2 protein-coding genes are annotated in these 20817 nt (G+C 64.8%); both read left to right on the top strand.

Annotation, left to right across the window (positions count from 1 at the left end):
* The first annotated feature begins 48 nt into the window (after positions 1-48).
* Complete coding sequence (locus tag ABS769_RS11910; protein ID WP_350498168.1) at positions 49-8583, top strand: amino acid adenylation domain-containing protein; 8535 nt, start codon at positions 49-51, stop codon at positions 8581-8583.
* Positions 8570-20817 (top strand): amino acid adenylation domain-containing protein (locus ABS769_RS11905; protein WP_350498167.1); only part of this gene is annotated, 12248 nt, incomplete at its 3' end. The genes ABS769_RS11910 and ABS769_RS11905, both read left to right, overlap by 14 nt.

The following is a 20817-nucleotide window of genomic DNA, read 5'->3' as shown; positions in this document are numbered from 1 at the left end:
TTGCTACAGACATTCAATTGCAGTCACACGCGGTTTCCGCAACGTGGCATGGCAATGCTGTTTGCCGAGCAGGCCGCGCGCGCGCCGCAGGCGACTGCGCTTGTGTGCGGCGAGACACAGTTGAGTTACGGCGAGTTGGATCTGCAGGCCAATCGTCTTGCGCACCATCTGTGTGCGCTTGGCGTTGGCCCGGACTGTCTGGTTGCGATCAGTGCGGCACGCAGCCCTGCGTTGGTGATCGGCTTGCTGGCGATCCTCAAGGCCGGAGGTGCGTATCTGCCGCTGGATGCCGATGCGCCTTCACTGCGTTTGAGTGCGTTGCTGGACGATGCGCGTCCATGTGCTGTGCTCGCCGATGCAGATGCGTTGCGTCGTTTGCCGCTGCCCGATGCGTTGCCGGTGTGTCGGCTGGATCAGGTCAATCCCGCGTGGAGCGATTTCCCTGGCACCGCACCCGATGTGCCAGCGCTGCAGCCGCATCATCTGGCCTACGTGCTCTATACCTCCGGCTCTACCGGCACGCCCAAGGGCGTGATGGTCGAGCAGCGCAATGTGGTGCGACTGGTGTGCGCGCCCGACTATGTTGATTGCGATGCTTCGCAGCGTTTTCTGCTTGCCGCGCCGCTGGCCTTCGATGCGTCCACGTTCGAGCTATGGGGGGCGTTGCTCAATGGCGCACAGTTGGTGCTTGCCCCGCCCGGCGCGCTGGATCTGGATGCGATCTGTGCACAGGTGCAGCAGCATCGGGTGACCACCTTATGGCTGACCGCTGGCCTGTTCGAGCTGCTTGATCCTGCGCAACTGAGCCAGCTGCACAGCCTGCGCCAGCTATTGGCTGGCGGGGATGTGCTGTCGCGTGCCGCTGTCGAACGTGTCAACCAAGCCTTGCCGCACTGCCAGTTGATCAACGCGTACGGGCCGACCGAGGCAACCACCTTCAGTAGCTGTCATCGCTTCGACAAGGCAGCGGTGACTTCGGTACCGATTGGGCGCCCGATCGCCGCTACGCGGATCTATCTATTGGATGACCAGCGCGAGCTTGTGCCGATCGGTGTGCCTGGCGAGATCTACATCGGTGGCCCGGGTGTGGCCCGTGGTTATCTCAATCAGTCGTCATTGACCGCTGAGTGTTTTGGAGAAGATCCGTTTTTGCCAGGTGGCCGGCTGTATCGAAGCGGCGATCTAGCGCGGTGGCGCGAGGATGGCAGCCTGGACTTTCTGGGCCGTGTCGATCAACAGCTGAAGGTGCGTGGTTTCCGCATCGAGCCTGGCGAGATCGAGGCGGCGTTACGCAGGTGCACCGGGGTGGCCGACGCGGTGGTCGTTGCGCGACAGGAAGGTGCCGCGAATAAACAATTGGTGGCATATGTCATCGCTACACCGCAGCCAAGCGACAGCAATGGCAGCGATATCGACGCACTGGCTCCCGCCACCTTGCGCGCGGCGCTGGCCCAAAAACTGCCCGAGCACATGCTGCCGTCGGCATTTGTGCGGTTACAGCGGTTACCGCTGACTGCCAGCGGCAAACTAGATCGACGCGCCTTGCCGGCGCCGGATCGTGCTGCAGTCGCGGCAGCCGGCTATGTGCAGCCGCAAGGCGCAAACGAGTGTCTGCTGGCAACAGTGTGGGCCGAGTTACTTGGGTTGCCGCAGGTTGGCCGGCACGATCATTTTTTTGCACTCGGCGGGCATTCGTTGCTGGCCATGCGCGTCTGTGGCCGGCTGCAGACCGCACTGATGCGGCAGGTGCCGATGGCGCTGCTATTTGCGCATCCGGTGTTATGTGAACTGGCGATCGCGTTACAGGACAGGGCTGGCGATGCGCTAGGCGCAATCCCGCACCTGCCGCGCGACCAGCCGTTGCCGCTGTCTTTCGCGCAGCAGCGGCTGTGGTTCTTGGATCACCTGGAAGGCCCTAGCGCCACTTACATCATGCCGATTGGCCTGCGTCTGCGCGGTGCGCTGGATCGTGGTGCGCTGCGGGCGGCGCTGCATGCGCTTGTTGCGCGGCACGAAGCCTTGCGCAGTTGCTTCAGGCAACGCCGCTTGCCGCAAGAAAACGGCGATATCGCAACCGCTGCGCTATCCGCTTGTCTGCTGCCCACGTCGTGTCTGGACGAGCAGGTCCAAACAGAGAAAGTTCATGGCGAACAAGTGCATGTCGAACTATTGTCGCCCGAACAAGCCTTGGTGCTGCACGAGCAACTGCTTACCGATCACGCACTCAACAATCACTTCGATCCAGACGCCGAACTACGATGCTGGATCGCGTATGAGGCCAGCACGCCGTTCCAGCTCGATCGCGATGCACCGATCCGTTTCCGTCTGCTGCAGCTCTCACTCGATGAACACGCATTGCTGATCACCCAGCATCACAGTGCCTCGGACGGCTGGTCGGTGGGTGTGTTGTTGCATGAGCTGTCTGCGCTGTATGCAAGTTGCCTGCGCGGCCAGCCAGACCCGCTGCCGCCGCTGCCGATCCAGTATCCCGACTACGCCGCCTGGCAGCGTCAGTGGCTGGAAGGGCCGCGCCGGCAGCAGCAACTCGATTATTGGCAACGTCAGCTTGCAGGCGCCCCCAGCTTGCTCGATCTGCCGCTGGATCGCCCACGCCCGCCGCAGCAGGATTTCAGCGGTGCAGAGGTCGCCATCCACTTCGATGCCGATCTCAGCCACGCGCTGGAGACTTTGGCGCGCCGCCATGGCTGCACCGTGTTCATGACCGTGCTGGCGGCGTGGGGCGCGCTGTTGTCGCGTTTATGTCGCCAGGACTGCGTGCTGGTCGGCATCCCGGTTGCCGGGCGCACGCGCGCCGAGCTGGAGCCGCTGATCGGTTTCTTCGTCAACACGCTGGCGATCCGTTTCGATGCCCCCGCAAGCTTGAGTACTGCCGCGCTGTTGGCGCAAGTGCGGCAGCAAGTGCTCGATGCGCAGGCGCATCAGGATGTGCCGTTCGAGCAGGTGGTGCAGGCCGTACAACCCGTACGCAGCAGTGCGCATACACCGTTAGTGCAGACGTTGTTGGCCTGGGAGCAGGACGCAGTGGCTGGCGTGGTTCCACACGTCTCTGGTGCAGATGCTGACCATCCAAAAATCGCGGACGATCCCTGGGACGCACTGGATCCGCAACGGCTGCAGATTCCCGCCAATGCCGCCCGCTTCGATCTCACCTTGCAGTTGCGCAGTGGTGACGAGGCAGTGGGACAGCGACGCAGCGGCAATCTCGCCGAATCCTGTGTGCAAGGCACGCTGAGCTATGCCACTGCCGTGTTCGATGCCGCGACTGCCAATCGCATCGTTGGCTATCTGCAAAGCTTGCTGCGCGCCATGGCTGCCGACAGCACCGTGCCACTGGACACCGTGGCATTACTGGATGCGCACGAACGCCAGCAGTTGTTGGTCGACTTCCAGCCGGCTGCTGTCATTTATCCCTGCACGTTGTTGCATGAGCTGATCGAGCAGCAAGTCCAGCGTACCCCGCACGCCATCGCGGTGGCCCAGAATCAACTGCAGTTGGACTATGCCGCGCTGGATGCGCAGGCCAATCAGCTTGCCCACCATCTGCGCCAACTCGGCGTTGGCCCTGATGTACGCGTGGCGATTTGCGCCCAGCGCAGCCCAATGTTGGTGGTCGGGCTGCTCGCGATTTTGAAAGCCGGCGGCGCCTATGTGCCGCTGGATCCGGAGTACCCGGCCCAGCGTTTGGCCGACATGCTCGCCGACAGCCAACCGCTCGCCCTGCTCGTCGATGCGTATGCGTGCGAACACCTCCCGCTACTGGCTGGCGACGCGCTGCACCGCGTCTCGCTGCTTGATACCGAGGTAGCGGACAGCGTGCTGCTCTGCAAAGGACTGCCGACAACATTGGCGGTTTATCAGCTGGATCAGCCCAGTAGGCCCTGGGACCACCAGCCCACCACCGCCCCGCACGTCCCCGAATTACAACCGCATCACCTGGCCTACGTGATCTACACCTCCGGCTCCACTGGCACGCCCAAGGGCGCGATGAATACCCATCGCGGCGTGGTCAATCGGCTGCTGTGGATGCAGGACACTTATGCGCTTACTCCAGACGATGTGGTACTGCAAAAAACGCCGATCAGCTTCGATGTCTCGGTGTGGGAATTGTTTTGGCCGCTGTTGAGTGGCGCGCGTTTGCAGCTGGCGCGTCCTGGTGGACACAAGGATCCGGCTTACCTCGGCGCAACCATCGCTCAAGCCAACGTAACCACAGTGCACTTCGTGCCCTCGATGTTGGACGCCTTTCTAGCAACCGACGCACCGCAGCAGTGCAGCGGACTCACCCGCGTGATTTGCAGCGGCGAAGCTTTGCCTGGGCAACTGGTGCAACGCTTCCGCAGACACCTACCCGGCGTGCAACTGCACAATCTTTATGGCCCGACCGAAGCCGCCATCGACGTCAGCTTCTGGGATTGCACTGCCAGCGACGATGTCCCCGACAACACACCGATCGGCACCCCAGTGGCCAACACCCAGCTCCATGTGCTCGATACGCATCTACAGCCAGCGCCAATCGGTGTGGCGGGAGAGCTGCATATCGGCGGTGTGCAAGTCGCACGTGGCTATCTCGATCGCCCTGAGCTCACTGCCCAGCGTTTCATTCCCGATCCCTTCCGCTCCGCGCAAAACGCGCAGCTCTACAAGACTGGTGATCTGGCACGTTGGCGCAGCGATGGCGTCCTCGAATACCTTGGCCGCAACGACGATCAGGTCAAGATCCGTGGCTTGCGCATTGAACCTGGTGAGATCGCTGCAAGGCTCGCTACGCACTCCGATGTGCGCGATGCAGTTGTGCTTGCACGCAAAGATCAATCCGGCCAGCTGCGCCTGGTCGCTTACTACCTGGCCGCTAAGCTGCTGCCCATCGAAACGCTGCGCACCCATCTCGCCGCGCAGCTCCCCGACTACATGGTGCCAGCGGCTTACGTGCACCTGGACGCGCTGCCACTGACGCCCAACGGCAAGCTCGATCGTCGCGCCCTGCCCGTGCCAACCGAAGACGCCTTGACGAAGCAAGACTTCGTGCCCCCCAAAGGACCAACCGAATGCGCCATCGCAGCACATTGGTGTGAGCTGCTCGGCGTACATCAGGTCGGTCGCGACGATCAGTTCTTCGCGCTCGGCGGGCACTCGTTGCTGGCGATTCACCTGATCGAACGCTTACGCGCCGATGGGCTACATGCCGAAGTGCGCAACCTCTTCGCCAGCCCCACCCTGTCCGGTTTTGCCGCAAGCCTGCACAACACGACAACTACCAACACCACGCTAGTCATCCCACCCAACCGCATCACCCCCGACCTAGCCCGGCTCACCCCGCAACACCTGCCGCTAGCCGACCTCACCCAGCAAGACATCGACCGCGTGCTGGAACAGGTTCCCGGCGGCCTCGCCAACGTCCAGGACATCTACGCACTCTCGCCGTTGCAGGACGGCTTGCTGTTCCATCACCTGCTTGCCACCGATGACGATCCTTACCTGTTACGCCTTCGGCTACGCTTTAACGATCGCGCCGGGTTGGACGCCTATCTGACCGCACTGCAAACCGTCATCGACCGCCACGACATCCTGCGCAGCGCGGTGCTGTGGGAAGGCCTGAGCGAACCGGTACAAGTGGTCTATCGCCGCGCAACGCTAGCGATCGACGCACTGGATTGCGGTAGCTTCGATCCACAACAACCGTTCGAAGAGCAACTGGCCACGCGCCCACAACTGCGCCAGTTGGATCTGCGTCGCGCACCGCTGCTGCACGCCAGCGTAGTTGCCGATCCTGATGATCAACATTGGCATCTACTGCTGTTGCAACACCATCTGATCGGCGATCACACCACGCTGGAAACCATCCAGTCCGAGATCCAGGCGCTGCAAGCCGGATGCGGCGCTGAACTCCCGCCACCGCAACCGTTCCGCAACCTTGTGGCACAAGCGCGCCTGGGATTGCCGCAAGCCGCGCACGAAGCGTTTTTCCGCGAGCGCCTGGGCGATCTGGATACGCCGTGCGCACCATTCGGCCTGTTGCAGGCGGCCGATACCGCGCCCGGCGAACACACGATGGTGCTGGATGCTGCATTGGTTGCACGACTGCGCCAGGCGGGGCAACGATTGGGCGTCAGTCTTGCAAGCGTGTGCCATCTGGCCTGGGCATTGGTCGTGGCCCGCACCAGCGGCTGCACCGACGCGGTGTTCGGCAGCGTGCTGTTCGGCCGCATGGGGCAGACCGCAGCTGGCGCACTCGGACCGTTTATCAATACCCTGCCGCTACGCATCGCGCTGGCCGAGCCGATCGGCGCCGAAGCGGCCGTGCGCCGCACGCATGCCGATCTGGCCGCGTTACTGCGTCACGAACACGCCTCGCTGGCACTGGCCCAGCGTTGCAGCGCGGTGCCGGCACCGGCGCCGCTGTTCACCGCCTTGTTCAACTACCGGCACAATCGTGACGGCGGCGATGCTGCTCTGCGCGGTGCCGAGGAGCGCACGCACTATCCGATTCACCTGGCCGTGGAAGACGATGGGCATGGCCTGGCGCTGACTGCGCAAGTCTGTGCAGCGCTGAACCCGCAGCGGTTGTGCAGCTATCTGGCCACCGCTCTGAGCGGCCTGGTCGATGCGTTGGAGCATGCGCCGCAGACGCCGGTGCAGCGATTGCCAGTGCTGCCCGAAGAAGAGCAAACGCAGGTACTGGAAAGCTTCAATGCCAGCGTCACCGCGTTTGCCCCCGGCATCTGCCTGCACCAGCTGTTCGAAGCGCAGGTGCGGCGCACGCCCGATGCCACCGCGCTGGAACTGGATGCGCGCTCGTTGAGTTACGCTCAGTTAGAGGCACAGGCCAACCAGTTGGCCCATCACCTGCGCAGTCTCGGCGTGGGTACGGAATGTCGCGTGGCGCTGTGTCTGCAGCGCAGTCCGGAGCTGGTGATCGGCCTGCTCGGCATTCTCAAGGCCGGCGCTGCGTATGTGCCATTGGATCCGGAGTATCCGAGCGAGCGACTGGCCTACATGCTGGCCGACAGCCAACCGCTGGCGGTGCTCTGCGACGGCTATGGCCTGGCAAGAATCCCGCAACTTCCCGAAGTCACTTACTGTCGTCTGGATGCACCAGAGCTGCCGTGGAACGCGCAGCCCGCTAGCGCACCGCAGCTGCCCGACCTGCATCCAGACTGCCTGGCTTACGTGATCTACACCTCCGGCTCCACCGGTCAACCGAAGGGGGTGATGAACGCGCATCGTGGCGTGGTCAACCGGCTGCAGTGGCATCAAACCATGTTCCCGCTGGGGCCGCATGATCGGGCGCTGCAGAAGACGCCGTTCGGTTTCGATATCTCGCTATGGGAGATCTTCTCGCCGCTGCAGGCCGGCGCACGCCTGGTGCTTGCACGCCCGCAGGGGCATCAGGATCCGCAGTATCTGGCCACGTTGATCCAACAACGCGGCATCACCCAGGCGCACTTCGTGCCGTCGATGCTGCAGCTGTTTCTGGATCAGGCCGAACCGCCACGTTGCCCCAGCCTGCGCTGGCTGCTGTGCAGTGGCGAGGCGCTGAGCGATGCCTTGCAGCGGCGCTGTCTGCAGGCGCTGCCGCATGTTGAATTGCACAATCTCTATGGCCCCACCGAGGCGGCGATTGAAGTCAGTCATTGGCAGTGCGATCCACAGCTGCACCCCGGGCTTGTGCCGATCGGCCGGCCGATCGCCAATACCCGCTTGTACGTGCTCGATACCCACGGCCAGCCGGTGCCGGTGGGCGTGCCCGGCGAGCTGCAGATCGGCGGCGTGCAGGTGGCGCGCGGGTATTGGAATCTGCCTGAGCTCAGTGCCGAGCGCTTCGTCGCAGACGACCATTTCGACGTGCACGACGCACGCCGCTACAAGACCGGCGACCTGGCGCGCTGGCTGCCCGATGGCAACCTGCAGTACCTGGGACGCAACGATCATCAGGTCAAGATCCGCGGCTTGCGCGTTGAGCTGAGCGAGATCGAATCGCGTCTGCTCGCGGCCCCCGGGGTGCGTGAAGCGGTGGTGCTGGCACGCGAAGACAGCCCAGGCCTGACGCGGCTGGTGGCCTATCTCACCGCGCTGCCCGATGCCGATGCCGCGGCTTTACGGCCCGCCACGCTGCGTGCCGCACTCGACCGCGCGTTGCCCGAGCACATGCTGCCGTCGGCCTGGGTGGTGCTGCCCAAGCTGCCGCTGACCGCCAACGGCAAGCTCGATCGCAAGGCCTTGCCGGCGCCGGAAGGCCAGGCGTTTGCGCTGCGTCCCTACAGCGCGCCGAGCGGTCCGACCGAATGCCTGGTGGCCGCGCACTGGTGCCGGCTGCTGGGGCTACCGCAGGTCGGCCGCGACGACGACTTCTTCGCGCTGGGCGGGCAATCGCTGCTGGCGGTGCGCTTGCTGGCGCAGTTGAGCGAACAAGCGCAGGTGCGGTTGCCGCTGTCGGCGGTGTTCGAGTTCCCGACCCTGGCCGCCTTCAGCCGCAGGCTCGCGCTGGCACAGCTGCAACGCCTGGCGCCCGACGCGCTGGCGCAACTGAGTGCACTTACGGAGATGGATCATGTCGCACGATAAGTCCACCGCGCTGGATGCTCTGGACACCGACGCACTGGAACGCTTGCTCGCGCTGGCGCAGCAACAGCACCTCGCCCCCGCACCGGTGCTGGACACCTTGGTACCGACCGACCACAGCGGCCTGCTGCCGGCCTCGTTCGCGCAGCAGCGGCTGTGGTTTCTGGAGCAATTGCATGGCTCCGGCACGAGTTACCTGATGTGCGCCGGGCTACGCCTGCAGGGCGCGCTGGACCGCACCGCGCTGATCGAAGCGCTGCAGGCATTGCTGGCACGCCATGGACCGCTGCGCAGCCGCTTTGTGCCCGACGGCGAGCAGGTGCGGATGCAATGGTTGCCGGCCGAGCAGGCACTGCAGCTCAACGAACATGATCTGTCCACGCTTGATGCTGTGCAGGCCGAGGCAACGCTAAAGCACTGGCTGGACCACGAAGCCGGTACGCCGTTCCAACTCGAACAAGGCCCACTGATCCGTTTCCGCCTGCTGAAGCTGGCAGACGATGCGCATGTGCTGCTCAGCACGACACATCACAGCGCTTCGGATGCCTGGTCCGAAGCAGTGCTGCAGCGCGAACTGGCTGCGCTTTACAACGCCTTCCACGCACGCCGGCCGAACCCGCTACCGGCGCTTGCGATCGACTATGCCGACTACGCCGCCTGGCAAGGCCAGTGGCTTGGCGCGGGCGAAGGCAAACGCCAGGTCGACTACTGGCGCGCGCAGCTGGCCGACGCACCGACCCTGCTCGACCTGCCGCTGGATCGCCCGCGCCCGCCACTGGTCACCAGCGACGGCGGCGAACTCAGGTTTGCGTTCGACGCTGAGTTCAGCGATGCGTTGGACGCGCTGTCGCGGCGGCATGGCTGCACGCGTTTCATGACCTTGCTGGCCGGCTGGGGTGCACTGCTGGCGCGGCTGTGCCGGCAATCCAGCGTATTGATCGGCAGTCCGTTCGCCGGCCGTACGCGTGCGGCGCTGGAGCCGCTGGTGGGCTTTTTCGTCAACACCTTGCCGGTGCGCGTGGATGTGGACCTCACCACCGACACCGCCACGCTACTGGCCCAGGTCCGCCGCAATGTGCTGGCGGCGCAGGACCATCAAGAGCTGCCGTTCGAGCAGTTGGTCGAACACCTGCAACCGGTGCGCGATGCCGGCTATACCCCGCTGGTGCAGGTGATGTTTGCCTGGGAGGAATCGCACGCTGCGCCGGAACAAGGCGCATGGGCAGCACTGCAACCGCAGCCACTGGCGCTGGCCGAACGCAGCGCAAAATTCGATCTGACCCTGACCCTGGCGGCGACCCCGCAAGGGCTGTGCGGACGGCTCAGCTATGCCACCGCCTTGTTCGATGCATCGACAATCGCGCGGCTGGTGGGCTATTTCGAAACGCTGCTGCGCGGCATGCTCGATGACGAGCAGCGCGTCCTGGCAACGATCGAACTGCTGTCGCCCGCCGAGCGCCGACAGTTGCTGCACGATCGCAATCAGACCCACATGACGGTACCGGCCGGCAGTGTGGTGCAGTGGTTCGCGGCACAAGCTGCAGCCACACCGGATGCACTTGCGCTGGTGCAAGGCGAACAGCAGCTGAGCTACGCGCAGCTGCAAGCGCAGGCAACACAGCTCGCACGGCATCTGCGCAGGCTCGGCGTGATGCCGGATGCGCGTGTCGCGGTGTGTTTGCGGCGCAGCCCGCAGCAGGTCGTTGGCCTGCTGGCCAGCCTGCTGGCCGGAGCCGCGTATGTGCCGCTGGACCCGGAAGATCCAGGCGAGCGCCTGGCATTCCTGCTCGCCGATTGCCGGCCCAGCGTGTTGCTGGCAGACAGCGACACACTGTCGCATTTGATGCCGCCCATCGATCTGCCGATCTGCCGGATGGATGACGCCGCGCCTGCCTGGGCAGAGGCCTCGATGCTGGACGAAGCGCTCGCGCTTGCGCAGCCGCAGCATCTGGCCTACGTGATCTATACCTCCGGCTCCACTGGCACACCGAAGGGCGTGATGGTGGAACATCGCGCGCTTGCAAATCTGGTGCACTGGCATCAGCAGAGCTTCGGCCTGGCTGCCGGCCAGCACACTGCCGCCACTGCGGCGATCGGCTTCGACGCCAATGCATGGGAACTGTGGCCGGCCTTGTGCAGCGGCGCCACCTTGCACCTGCCGCCAGCGACCACCGCGCGCGATCCGCAGGCCTTGCTCGACTGGTGGCGGCAGCAGCCATTGCACAGCGGCTTTCTGGTCACGCCCATCGCCGAGCTGGCGCTGGAACAGGGCGCGCTGCCGCCGTCATTGCAGCAACTGTTGATCGGTGGCGACCAACTGCGGCGGCTACCGCGGTTGCCGGCCGGCCTGCGCCTGAGCAACAACTACGGGCCCACCGAAACAACGGTCGTGGCCACCTCCGGCCTGCTGGCCGATGGCGACCACCCCGCCGACATCGGCCAGCCGATCGCCAATACCCGCGTGTACCTGCTCGACGCCTTCAAGCAGCTGGTGCCGCACGGCTGCGTCGGCGAGTTGTACATCGGCGGGCATGGTGTTGCGCGCGGTTATCTGCATCAACCGGCGCTGAGCGCAGAACGCTTTGTCGACGATCCGTTCCAGCCGGGCGAACGTTGTTACCGCAGCGGCGATCTGGCGCGCTGGCGGGCCGATGGCCGTCTGGAATTTCGCGGGCGCGCCGACGATCAGGTCAAGATCCGCGGCTTCCGCATCGAGCCCGGCGAGATCGCCGCGCGTCTGGCCGCCTGCCCTGGCGTGGCCGAAGCCGCAGTGATCGCTACCGGCAGCGGCGCGACAGAAAAACGCTTGGTCGCCTACATCACCGCGCAGCCCGATACTGACGCCGACGTGCTCGCACCGGCCGAGCTGCGCGCCGCACTGGCCGCGCAATTGCCCGACTACATGCTGCCGGCCGCGTACGTGCTGCTGGACGCGCTGCCACTGACGGCCAACGGCAAGCTCGATCGCCGCGCCCTGCCCGCCCCCACCGACGACGCCCTGGCCGCGCGTGCGTTCGTCCCGCCACAGGGACCGACCGAATGCGCCATCGCCGCGCACTGGTGCGCATTGCTCGGTGTGCAGCAAGTAGGCCGCGACGATCAGTTCTTTGCGCTCGGCGGACACTCGTTGCTGGCGATCCGCCTGGTCGAACGGCTGCGTGCCGACGGGCTGCATGCGCAGGTGCGCCACCTGTTCACCGCACCCACCCTGGCCGGTTTCGCCGCCAGCCTGCACGGCGACAACAGCACCGCGCTGGTTGTGCCACCCAACCGCATCACTGCCGAGCTGACCCAGCTCACGCCGCAGCAGTTGCCACTTGCCGAGCTCACCCAGCAAGACATCGACCACGTGCTGCAACACGTGCCCGGTGGCCTAGCCAACCTGCAGGATGTGTACGCGCTATCGCCGCTGCAGGACGGCTTGCTGTTCCATCATCTGCTCGCGCCCGATGGCGATCCGTATCTGCTGCGCCTGCGCCTGCGCTTTGCCGATCGCGCCGGACTGGACGCTTACTTGGCCGCACTGCAGCGCGTGATCGATCGCCACGACATCCTGCGCAGCGCAGTGCTGTGGGAAGGCCTGAGCGAACCGGTGCAGGCGGTCTATCGCCATGCATTGTTGCCGGTCGAAGCGTTGGATTGCTCCAGCTTCGATTCACGGCAATCGTTCGAAGAACAGCTCGCCGCGCACCCGCAGCTGCGCCAGCTGGACCTGCGCCGCGCCCCGCTGCTGCATGCCAGCGTGGCTGCCGACCCGGATGGTCAACGCTGGCATTTGCTGTTGTTGCAACACCATCTGATCGGCGACCACACCACGCTGGAAACCATCCAGTCCGAAATCCAGTCGCTGCTGGCTGGGCGCGACGATGAACTCCCGCCACCGCAACCGTTTCGCAATCTGGTCGCACAAGCGCGGTTGGGCTTGCCGCAAGCTGCACACGAAGCCTTTTTCCGCGCGCGTCTAGGCGATCTGGACACGCCATGTGCACCGTTCGGTCTGCTCGATGCCACCGGTGCGGTGAGCAGCTGCGAACACGCGTTGCCGCCACACCTGAGCGCACGCATGCGGCAGCTTGCCAGCCAACACGGTGTCAGTCTGGCCAGCCTGTGCCATCTCGCCTGGGGGTTGGTGGTGGCGCGCAGCAGCGGTTGCGCCGAGCCGGTGTTCGGCACCGTGTTGTTCGGCCGCATGGACCAGGCCGATGCCAGCACCCTGGGCCTGTTCATCAACACCTTGCCGCTACGTCTGCGGTTGCAGCAACACGCCGGCGTGGCGGCCGCGCTGCAGCACACCCATGCCGAACTGAGCGCACTGCTGCGCCACGAACACGCCTCGCTCGCGCTGGCGCAGCGCTGCAGTGCGGTACCGGCTCCGGCGCCGCTGTTCACCGCGTTGCTCAACTATCGTCACAACGCCGGCTCCAACGCGGTGGCCGCGCCTCAGCAAGACGGCGCCTTGCTGAGCGCCGAGGAACGCACGCATTACCCGCTGGCGCTGTCGGTGGGAGACGATGGCCGCACGCTGGAACTGAGCGCGCAAAGCGTCGCGCCGCTGGCGCCGGAGCGGCTGTGCGCCTTCATGGAGTCGGCATTGCAAGCGCTGGCCGCTGCGCTGGAGCGATCGCCGGACACAGCGCTGACCCAGCTCGATGTGCTGCCGCCAGACGAACGCCGGCAGGTGCTGCACAGCTTCAACCAGACCGACGCGCCCTGCCCCGACGACACCGCGCTGGCCGCACTGTTCGAACGTCAGGCACGACGCAACCCGGCCGCCATCGCGGTGGTCGATGGCGCGCGCCAGATCGATTACGCCACGCTGGACGCGCGCGCAACTGCGCTGGCCCGGCAGTTGCGCGCTGTCGGCGTCGGCCCCGGTGAGCTGGTGGCCATGTGGCTACCGCGCGGTGCGGAACTGGTGCTGGCGCAGCTGGCCATCCTGAAAGCCGGTGCCGTCTATGTGCCGCTGGATCCGGACGCGCCGTGGACACGCAGCGCCAGCATTCTCGACGACTGCGCAGCGCGACATCTGCTGCATGCTGCCGGACGCGCGCCGCAAGCACTGGCGGCGACGCTGCAATTGCATGCGGTCGATCTTGATACCGATGCCGCTGCGGTGACCAGCGTCTCGCCACTTCCGGCAAGCGCCGCAGCACTGGCCTATGTGATGTACACCTCCGGCTCCAGCGGCCGGCCCAAAGGTGTGCAGATCACCCAACGTGCGGTGATCAACCTGGCCTGCAATCCGGCCTGCGGCAATTTTACCGAGCAGGACCGCGTTGCCTGGGTCGGCAATCCTGCCTTCGACATCAGCACGCTGGAAGTGTGGGCGCCGCTGCTGCATGGCGCGCGCATAGTGGTGGTCGATCACGCGCAGACCTTGCAGGCCGACGCGCTGGCACAGCTGCTGCGTCGCGAAGCGATCAGCGTGCTGCATCTCACCGCAGGTCTGTTTCAGCAGCATGCACGCGCGTTAGGCAATGTCATCGGGCAGCTACGCCTGTTGCTGGTCGGTGGCGATGCAGTAGATTCGAGCGCCATCGATCACGTGCTGCGCCAGCACCCGCCCGGGCAGTTGCTGCATTGCTACGGCCCCACCGAGACGACGACCTTCGCCACCACCTGCGTGCTGCGCCAGCCGCTGGATGGGCAACGTCCGCCGCTGGGGCGGCCGATCGGCAATGCACGCATCTACCTGCTCGACGGCGAACTGCAACCGGTGCCGATCGGTGTACCGGGCGAGCTGTGCATCGGTGGCATCGGCGTGGCGCACGGTTACCTCAACCGGCCGCAGCTCACTGCTGAGCGCTTCCTCGCCGACCCGTTCCATCCAGGCGGGCGGATCTACCGTAGCGGCGATCTGGGGCGTTGGCTGGCAGACGGTAGCCTGGAGTTTCTCGGCCGTGGCGACCAGCAGGTCAAGATCCGCGGTTTCCGCGTCGAGCCGGGCGAGGTCGAAGCGGCGTTGCGCCAGTGCAGCGGTGTGGCAGAAGCGGCCGTGATCGCACGCGAAGATGGCCCGGCCGGCAACGGCAAGATGCTGGTGGCTTATGTCAGCGCAACGACGAACGCGAAAGACAGCGAGCTTGTTCCTGCAACGCTGCGCGCGGCGTTGGCGATGCGGCTGCCCGACTATCTGGTACCCGCCGCGTTCGTGCGTCTGCACAGCCTGCCGTTGACGCGCAACGGCAAGCTGGATCGCAACGCGTTGCCGGCACCGGACAACAGTGCGTTCGCCACCCACGCCTATCGCGTGCCAGAAGGCGCCACCGAAGTCAGCCTTGCAGGCCTGTGGGCCGAGCTGCTGGGGCTGCCGCGCATTGGCCGCGACGACGATTTCTTCGCACTGGGTGGGCACTCGTTGCTGGCGATGCGCTTGAGTGCGCGGGTGCAGGCGAGCCTGGGTCGCCACATGCCGGTGGCGTTGCTGTTCGCGCATCCGGTGCTGCATGCGCTGGCGCGCGCTCTGGATGCCGGCACCGTGCAGGCGCTGGCACCGATCCAAAGGCATGCACGCAACCAGCAGCTTCCCTTGTCCTTTGCCCAGCAGCGGCTGTGGTTTCTGGATCAGTTGCAGGGGCCTGCTGCAACGTATCTGATGCCGCTGGGTCTTCGCCTGCACGGCGCACTGGATCGCGCCGCGCTGATCGCAGCACTGCAAATGTTGCTGGCCAGACACGAGGCGCTGCGCAGCTGTTTCGTGACCAGTGACGGCGACGCGCGCGTTGCCCTACTGGAGCCGGAACACGCGTTGGTGCTGACGGAGCACGCGCTGCACGACCTCAGCACCGACGCCTCCGAAGCGACCGTGCGGCAGTGGCTGGAACAGGAAGCCCAGACTCCGTTTCAGCTGGATCGGGAAGCGCCGATCCGCTTCCGTCTGCTGCAACTGGGCGCAACCGAGCATGTGTTGCTGATCACCCAGCACCACAGTTGCTCGGACGGCTGGTCGGTGGGCGTCTTGCTGCAGGAACTGTCCACGCTGTATGCCAGCTGCCGCCACGGCCAGCCTGATCCATTGCCGCCGCTGCAGATTCAATATCCGGACTACGCCGCCTGGCAGCGCGAGTGGTTGCAGGGGCCACGCCGCCAGCAGCAACTCGACTATTGGCAAGGCCAGCTCGCCGACGCACCGACGCTGCTCGATCTACCGCTGGATCGTGCGCGCCCGTCGCAGCAGGACGGCATCGGTGCAGAGGTCCGCTTCGAACTGGATGCCGAGCTGACGCGTGATCTTAAAGCGCTGTCACGCCGCAATGGCTGCACCTTGTTCATGACCTTGCTCGCGGCCTGGGGCGCATTGTTGTCGCGGCTGTGTCGCCAGGACTGCGTGCTGGTCGGCATCCCGGTGGCCGGGCGCATGCGGGTGGAGCTGGAACCGCTGATCGGGTTCTTCGTCAACACGCTGGCAATCCGCTTCGACGCACCTGGCAGCCTCGACGCTGCTGCATTGCTGGCTCAGGTACGCCAGACCGTGCTGGACGCGCAGGCGCATCAGGACCTGCCGTTCGAACAGGTGGTCGAGGCGCTGCGGCCGCTACGCAGCACCGCGTATCCACCACTGGTGCAGACGATTTTTTCTTGGGAAGACACGCCGGCAATGACGCAGTGGGATGGACTCACGGTCGAGCCGATGCCGGCGGCCAACACCACCGCCAAGTTCGAGCTTGGCCTGACCGTGGGGCCAGCGGGCGACGGTTTGGTCGGCCAGCTCAACTACGCCACCGCGTTGTTCGATGTGCGGAGTGCGCAACGTTTCGCCGCCCATTTTCAAGACGTACTGCGTGCGATGACCGTGCAGCCGGCTGCCATCGTAGGCCAGGCGCAACTGCTGAAAAGCAATGAGCGCGATCGCTTGCTGCAAGCGTTCAACTGCAGCCACACGCAGTTTCCGCAACGTGGCATGGCGACGTTGTTTGCCGAGCAGGCCGCACGCGCGCCGCAGGCGACTGCGCTGGTGTGCGGCGATACACAGTTGAGTTACGGCGAGCTGGATCTGCAGGCCAATCGTCTGGCGCAGCATCTGCGTGCACTGGGCGTTGGCCCCGATTGTCTGGTTGCGATCAGCGCCGTGCGCAGCCCCGCGTTGGTGATCGGCTTGCTCGCCATTCTCAAAGCAGGCGGAGCCTATTTGCCGTTGGATGCTGAGGCACCGCCGCAGCGACTGCGCGCGTTGCTGGACGATGCTCGCCCGGTGGCTGTGCTTGCAGATGCTCAGTCACTACATCGCTTGCCGCTGCCCGATGCGCTGCCGGTGTGTCAGCTGGATCAGATCGATCCTGCCTGGGCAAGCTTGCCCACCACTGCACCTGCTGTGCCTGAGCTACAGCCGCATCACCTGGCCTACGTGCTCTATACCTCCGGCTCTACCGGCACGCCCAAGGGCGTGATGGTCGAGCAGCGCAATGTGGTGCGACTGGTGTGCGCGCCTGACTACGCCGACTGCGATGCATCGCAATGCTTCCTCCTCGCGGCACCGCTGGCTTTCGATGCTTCAACGTTCGAGCTATGGGGTGCCTTGCTTAATGGTGCGCGATTGGTGCTCGCACCGCCCGGTGCGCTGAACCTGGACGTGATCTGTGCGCAGGTCCAACAGCATCAGGTCAGCACGTTGTGGCTGACCGCTGGGCTGTTCGAACTGCTTGGCCCTGCGCAACTGGCGCAGTTGCGTAGTCTGCGGCAGCTGTTGGCCGGCGGCGATGTGCTGTCGCGAGCGGCTATCGAGCGTGTAAATCAAGCGTTGCCGCACTGCCAGTTGATCAACGCGTACGGGCCGACTGAGGCAACCACCTTCAGCACCTGTCATCGCTTTGCCAAGGCACCGGTAACTGCAGTGCCGATCGGGCGCCCGATCGCCAGCACGCGGATTTATCTATTGGACGATCAACGCCAATTGTTGCCGATCGGTGTGCCTGGCGAGCTCTACATCGGCGGGCCCGGCGTGGCTCGCGGTTATCTCAATCAGCCGGTCCTCACGGAAGAACGCTTTAGCGAAGATCCGTTCGTGCCCGGTGGTCGGTTGTATCGAAGTGGCGATCTGGCGCGTTGGCGCGAAGACGGCAGCCTGGACTTCCTGGGCCGCTGCGATCAGCAGCTGAAAGTACGCGGCTTCCGCATCGAACCCGGCGAGATTGAAATGGCACTGCGCAGTTGCGCTGGAGTGGCCGACGCGGTGGTGATCGCGCGTCAGCAAGGCGCAGCCGACAAGCAGTTGGTGGCGTATGTCGTTGCAGCGACGAAGCCAAACGAGAGCAGTGCCAATGGCATCGGCGACGCGTTGGATGCGGCGACGCTGCGTGAGGCGCTAGCCAAGCACTTGCCCGAGCACATGCTGCCATCGGCGTTCGTGCGCTTGCAGTGCCTGCCACTCACCGCCAGCGGAAAAGTCGACCGTCGCGCGTTGCCTGCGCCCGATCGTGCTGCAGTCGCTGCGGCCGGCTATGCAACGCCGCAAGGCCCAAATGAATGTCTGCTGGCCGCGTTATGGAGTGAGCTACTCGGGCTGCCGCATGTTGGCCGGCATGATCACTTCTTTGAACTCGGCGGCCACTCGTTACTGGCCATGCGCGTGTGCGCCCGCCTGCAGACCGCGCTTGCACGGCACGTACCGGTAGCGCTGTTGTTTTCCCACCCAGTGCTATGCGACCTGGCGCTTGCGCTGCAAGACGCTGAGGAGGATATATCTACACCGATCCCACGCCTGCCGCGCGATCAGCCATTGCCGCTGTCCTTCGCCCAGCAACGGCTGTGGTTTCTGGATCAGTTGGAAGGCCCCAGCGCGACGTATATCATGCCAATGGGTTTGCGTCTGCAAGGCGCGTTGGATCGCGGTGCCCTGCGTGTGGCGTTGCACGCGCTGGTAGCACGGCATGAGGCGTTGCGCAGTTGTTTTCGGCAGAGCCGCGTGCCGCACCAAAGCAGCGATATCGCCGATGCGATGCTACCCAGTAGTCTGGTTCCGACGCCGCGTTCTGCCGAGCAAGCGCATGTCGAAAAGATGCGTGGCGAACAGGTGCATGTCGCGTTACTACCGCCCGAACACGCCTTGGTACTGCACGAGCACCTGCTCACTGATCGCACGCTCACAGATCACTCTGACGCAGACGCCGCGCTGCAGCAGTGGATCGCGCATGAGGCCAACACGCCGTTCCAGCTCGATCGCGATGCCCCGATCCGTTTTCGTTTGCTGCAATTGTCGGCCGATGAACATGCGCTGCTGATCACTCAGCATCACAGCGCCTCGGATGGTTGGTCGGTCGGTGTGCTGCTGCACGAACTGGCAGTCCTGTACGTCAGTTGCCTAGGTGGCCTGCCAAACCCTTTACCACCGCTGCCGATCCAGTATCCCGACTACGCCGCCTGGCAGCGCCAGTGGCTGGAAGGAGCGCGCCGTCAGCAGCAAGTCGAGTACTGGCAACGCCAGCTCGCCGACGTACCCACCCTGCTTGATCTGCCGCTGGATCGTCCGCGTCCGCCCCAGCAGGATTTCAGCGGCGCTGAAGTTCCTGTTGCCTTCGACGCCGACCTTGGCCAGGCACTGGAAATGCTGGCGCGCCGCCATGGCTGCACGGTGTTCATGACCGTGCTGGCCGCATGGGGCGCGCTGTTGTCGCGATTGTGCCGGCAGGATTGTGTGCTGGTCGGCATCCCGGTCGCCGGGCGTACGCGCGCCGAGCTGGAGCCGCTGATCGGTTTCTTCGTCAACACGCTGGCGATCCGTTTCGATACCCCCGCAAGCTTGAGCACTGCTGCGCTGTTGGCGCATGTAAAACAGCACGTACTCGCTGCGCAGGCGCATCAGGATCTGCCATTCGAGCAGGTAGTCCAGGCCGTGCAGCCCGTACGCAGCAGTGCGCATACGCCGCTGGTGCAGACGCTGATGGCATGGGAGCAAGACGCGATTGCTGGCGTGTGGCCCACTGCTGTCGACGAGCATGCCAATCATCCGGGAACCACGGACGAACCTGGTGAGTCGTCAGAGATGACAAACGACCCTTGGTTCGCGCTGAATCCGCAATCGCTGCAGATTCCGGCCAATGCCGCGCGTTTCGATCTCACCTTGCAATTGCACAGTGGCGGCACTTCAGTCGGGCGGCTCGCCGATGGTAGCCAGGGAGTCAGCATCCACGGCACGCTGAGCTATGCCACCGCAGTCTTCGACGCCGCCACTGCCACCCGCATCGTCGGCTATCTGCACGCTCTCCTGCGCGCCATGGTCGCCGACGGTGACGCGCCACTGGACACCGTCGCATTGCTCGATCCACGCGAGCGCCAACAACTGCTGGTCGAGTTCCAGCCCGCGCCGGTGGTCTACCCTGCCATGCTCTTGCACGAGGTGATCGCACAGCAGGTGCAGCGCACTCCACATGCCATTGCCGTCGCGCAAGACGACCAGCAACTTGACTACGCCGCGCTCGAAGCCCAGGCCAATCAGCTGGCTCACCATCTGCGCCAACTCGGCGTTGGCCCTGATATACGCGTGGCGATCTGCGCGCAGCGCAGCCCGATGCTGGTGGTCGGCCTGCTCGCCATCCTGAAGGCCGGTGGTGCTTACGTTCCTCTGGATCCGGACTACCCCGCCCAGCGCCTGGCCGACATGCTCGCCGACAGCCAACCGCTTGCCCTGCTCGTCGATGCCCATGCGCGCGATCACGTGTCGCTGTTTGCTACCGATGCACCCGGCAGCGTGTCGCTGCTAAATACAAATGCAGCAGAGCGCCTGACGCCGCTCGATACCAATGCACTGGAAAGCATGCAACGTCTGGCAGGTCTGCCCATCTGCGTTCTGGACCACGCCAGCCCACCTTGGGCAACGTTGCCCACCACCGCCCCGCACGTCCCCGAATTACAGCCGCATCACCTGGCCTACGTGATCTACACCTCCGGCTCCACCGGCACGCCCAAGGGCGCGATGAACACCCATCGCGGTGTGGTCAACCGGCTGCTGTGGATGCAGGACACTTATGCGCTCACCTCAGACGATGTGGTGCTGCAAAAAACGCCAATCAGCTTCGATGTCTCGGTGTGGGAATTGTTTTGGCCGCTGTTGAGTGGCGCGCGTTTGCAGCTGGCGCATCCTGGTGGACACAAGGATCCGGCTTACCTCGGCGCAACCATCGCTCAAGCCAACGTAACCACAGTGCACTTCGTGCCCTCGATGTTGGACGCCTTTCTAGCAACCGACGCACCGCAGCAGTGCAGCGGACTCACCCGCGTGATTTGCAGCGGCGAAGCTTTGCC

The organism is Xanthomonas hortorum (assembly GCF_040279205.1).
Classification (GTDB): domain Bacteria; phylum Pseudomonadota; class Gammaproteobacteria; order Xanthomonadales; family Xanthomonadaceae; genus Xanthomonas; species Xanthomonas hortorum_F.
Note: the sequence above shows the minus strand (reverse complement) of the source record. Positions and strands in the feature narration are given on the sequence as shown.

Coding starts and splice junctions, on each gene's coding strand:
- ABS769_RS11910 (WP_350498168.1), top strand. CDS start 49: ATGGCAATGCTGTTTGCCGAGCAGGCCGCGCGCGCGCCGCAGGCGACT.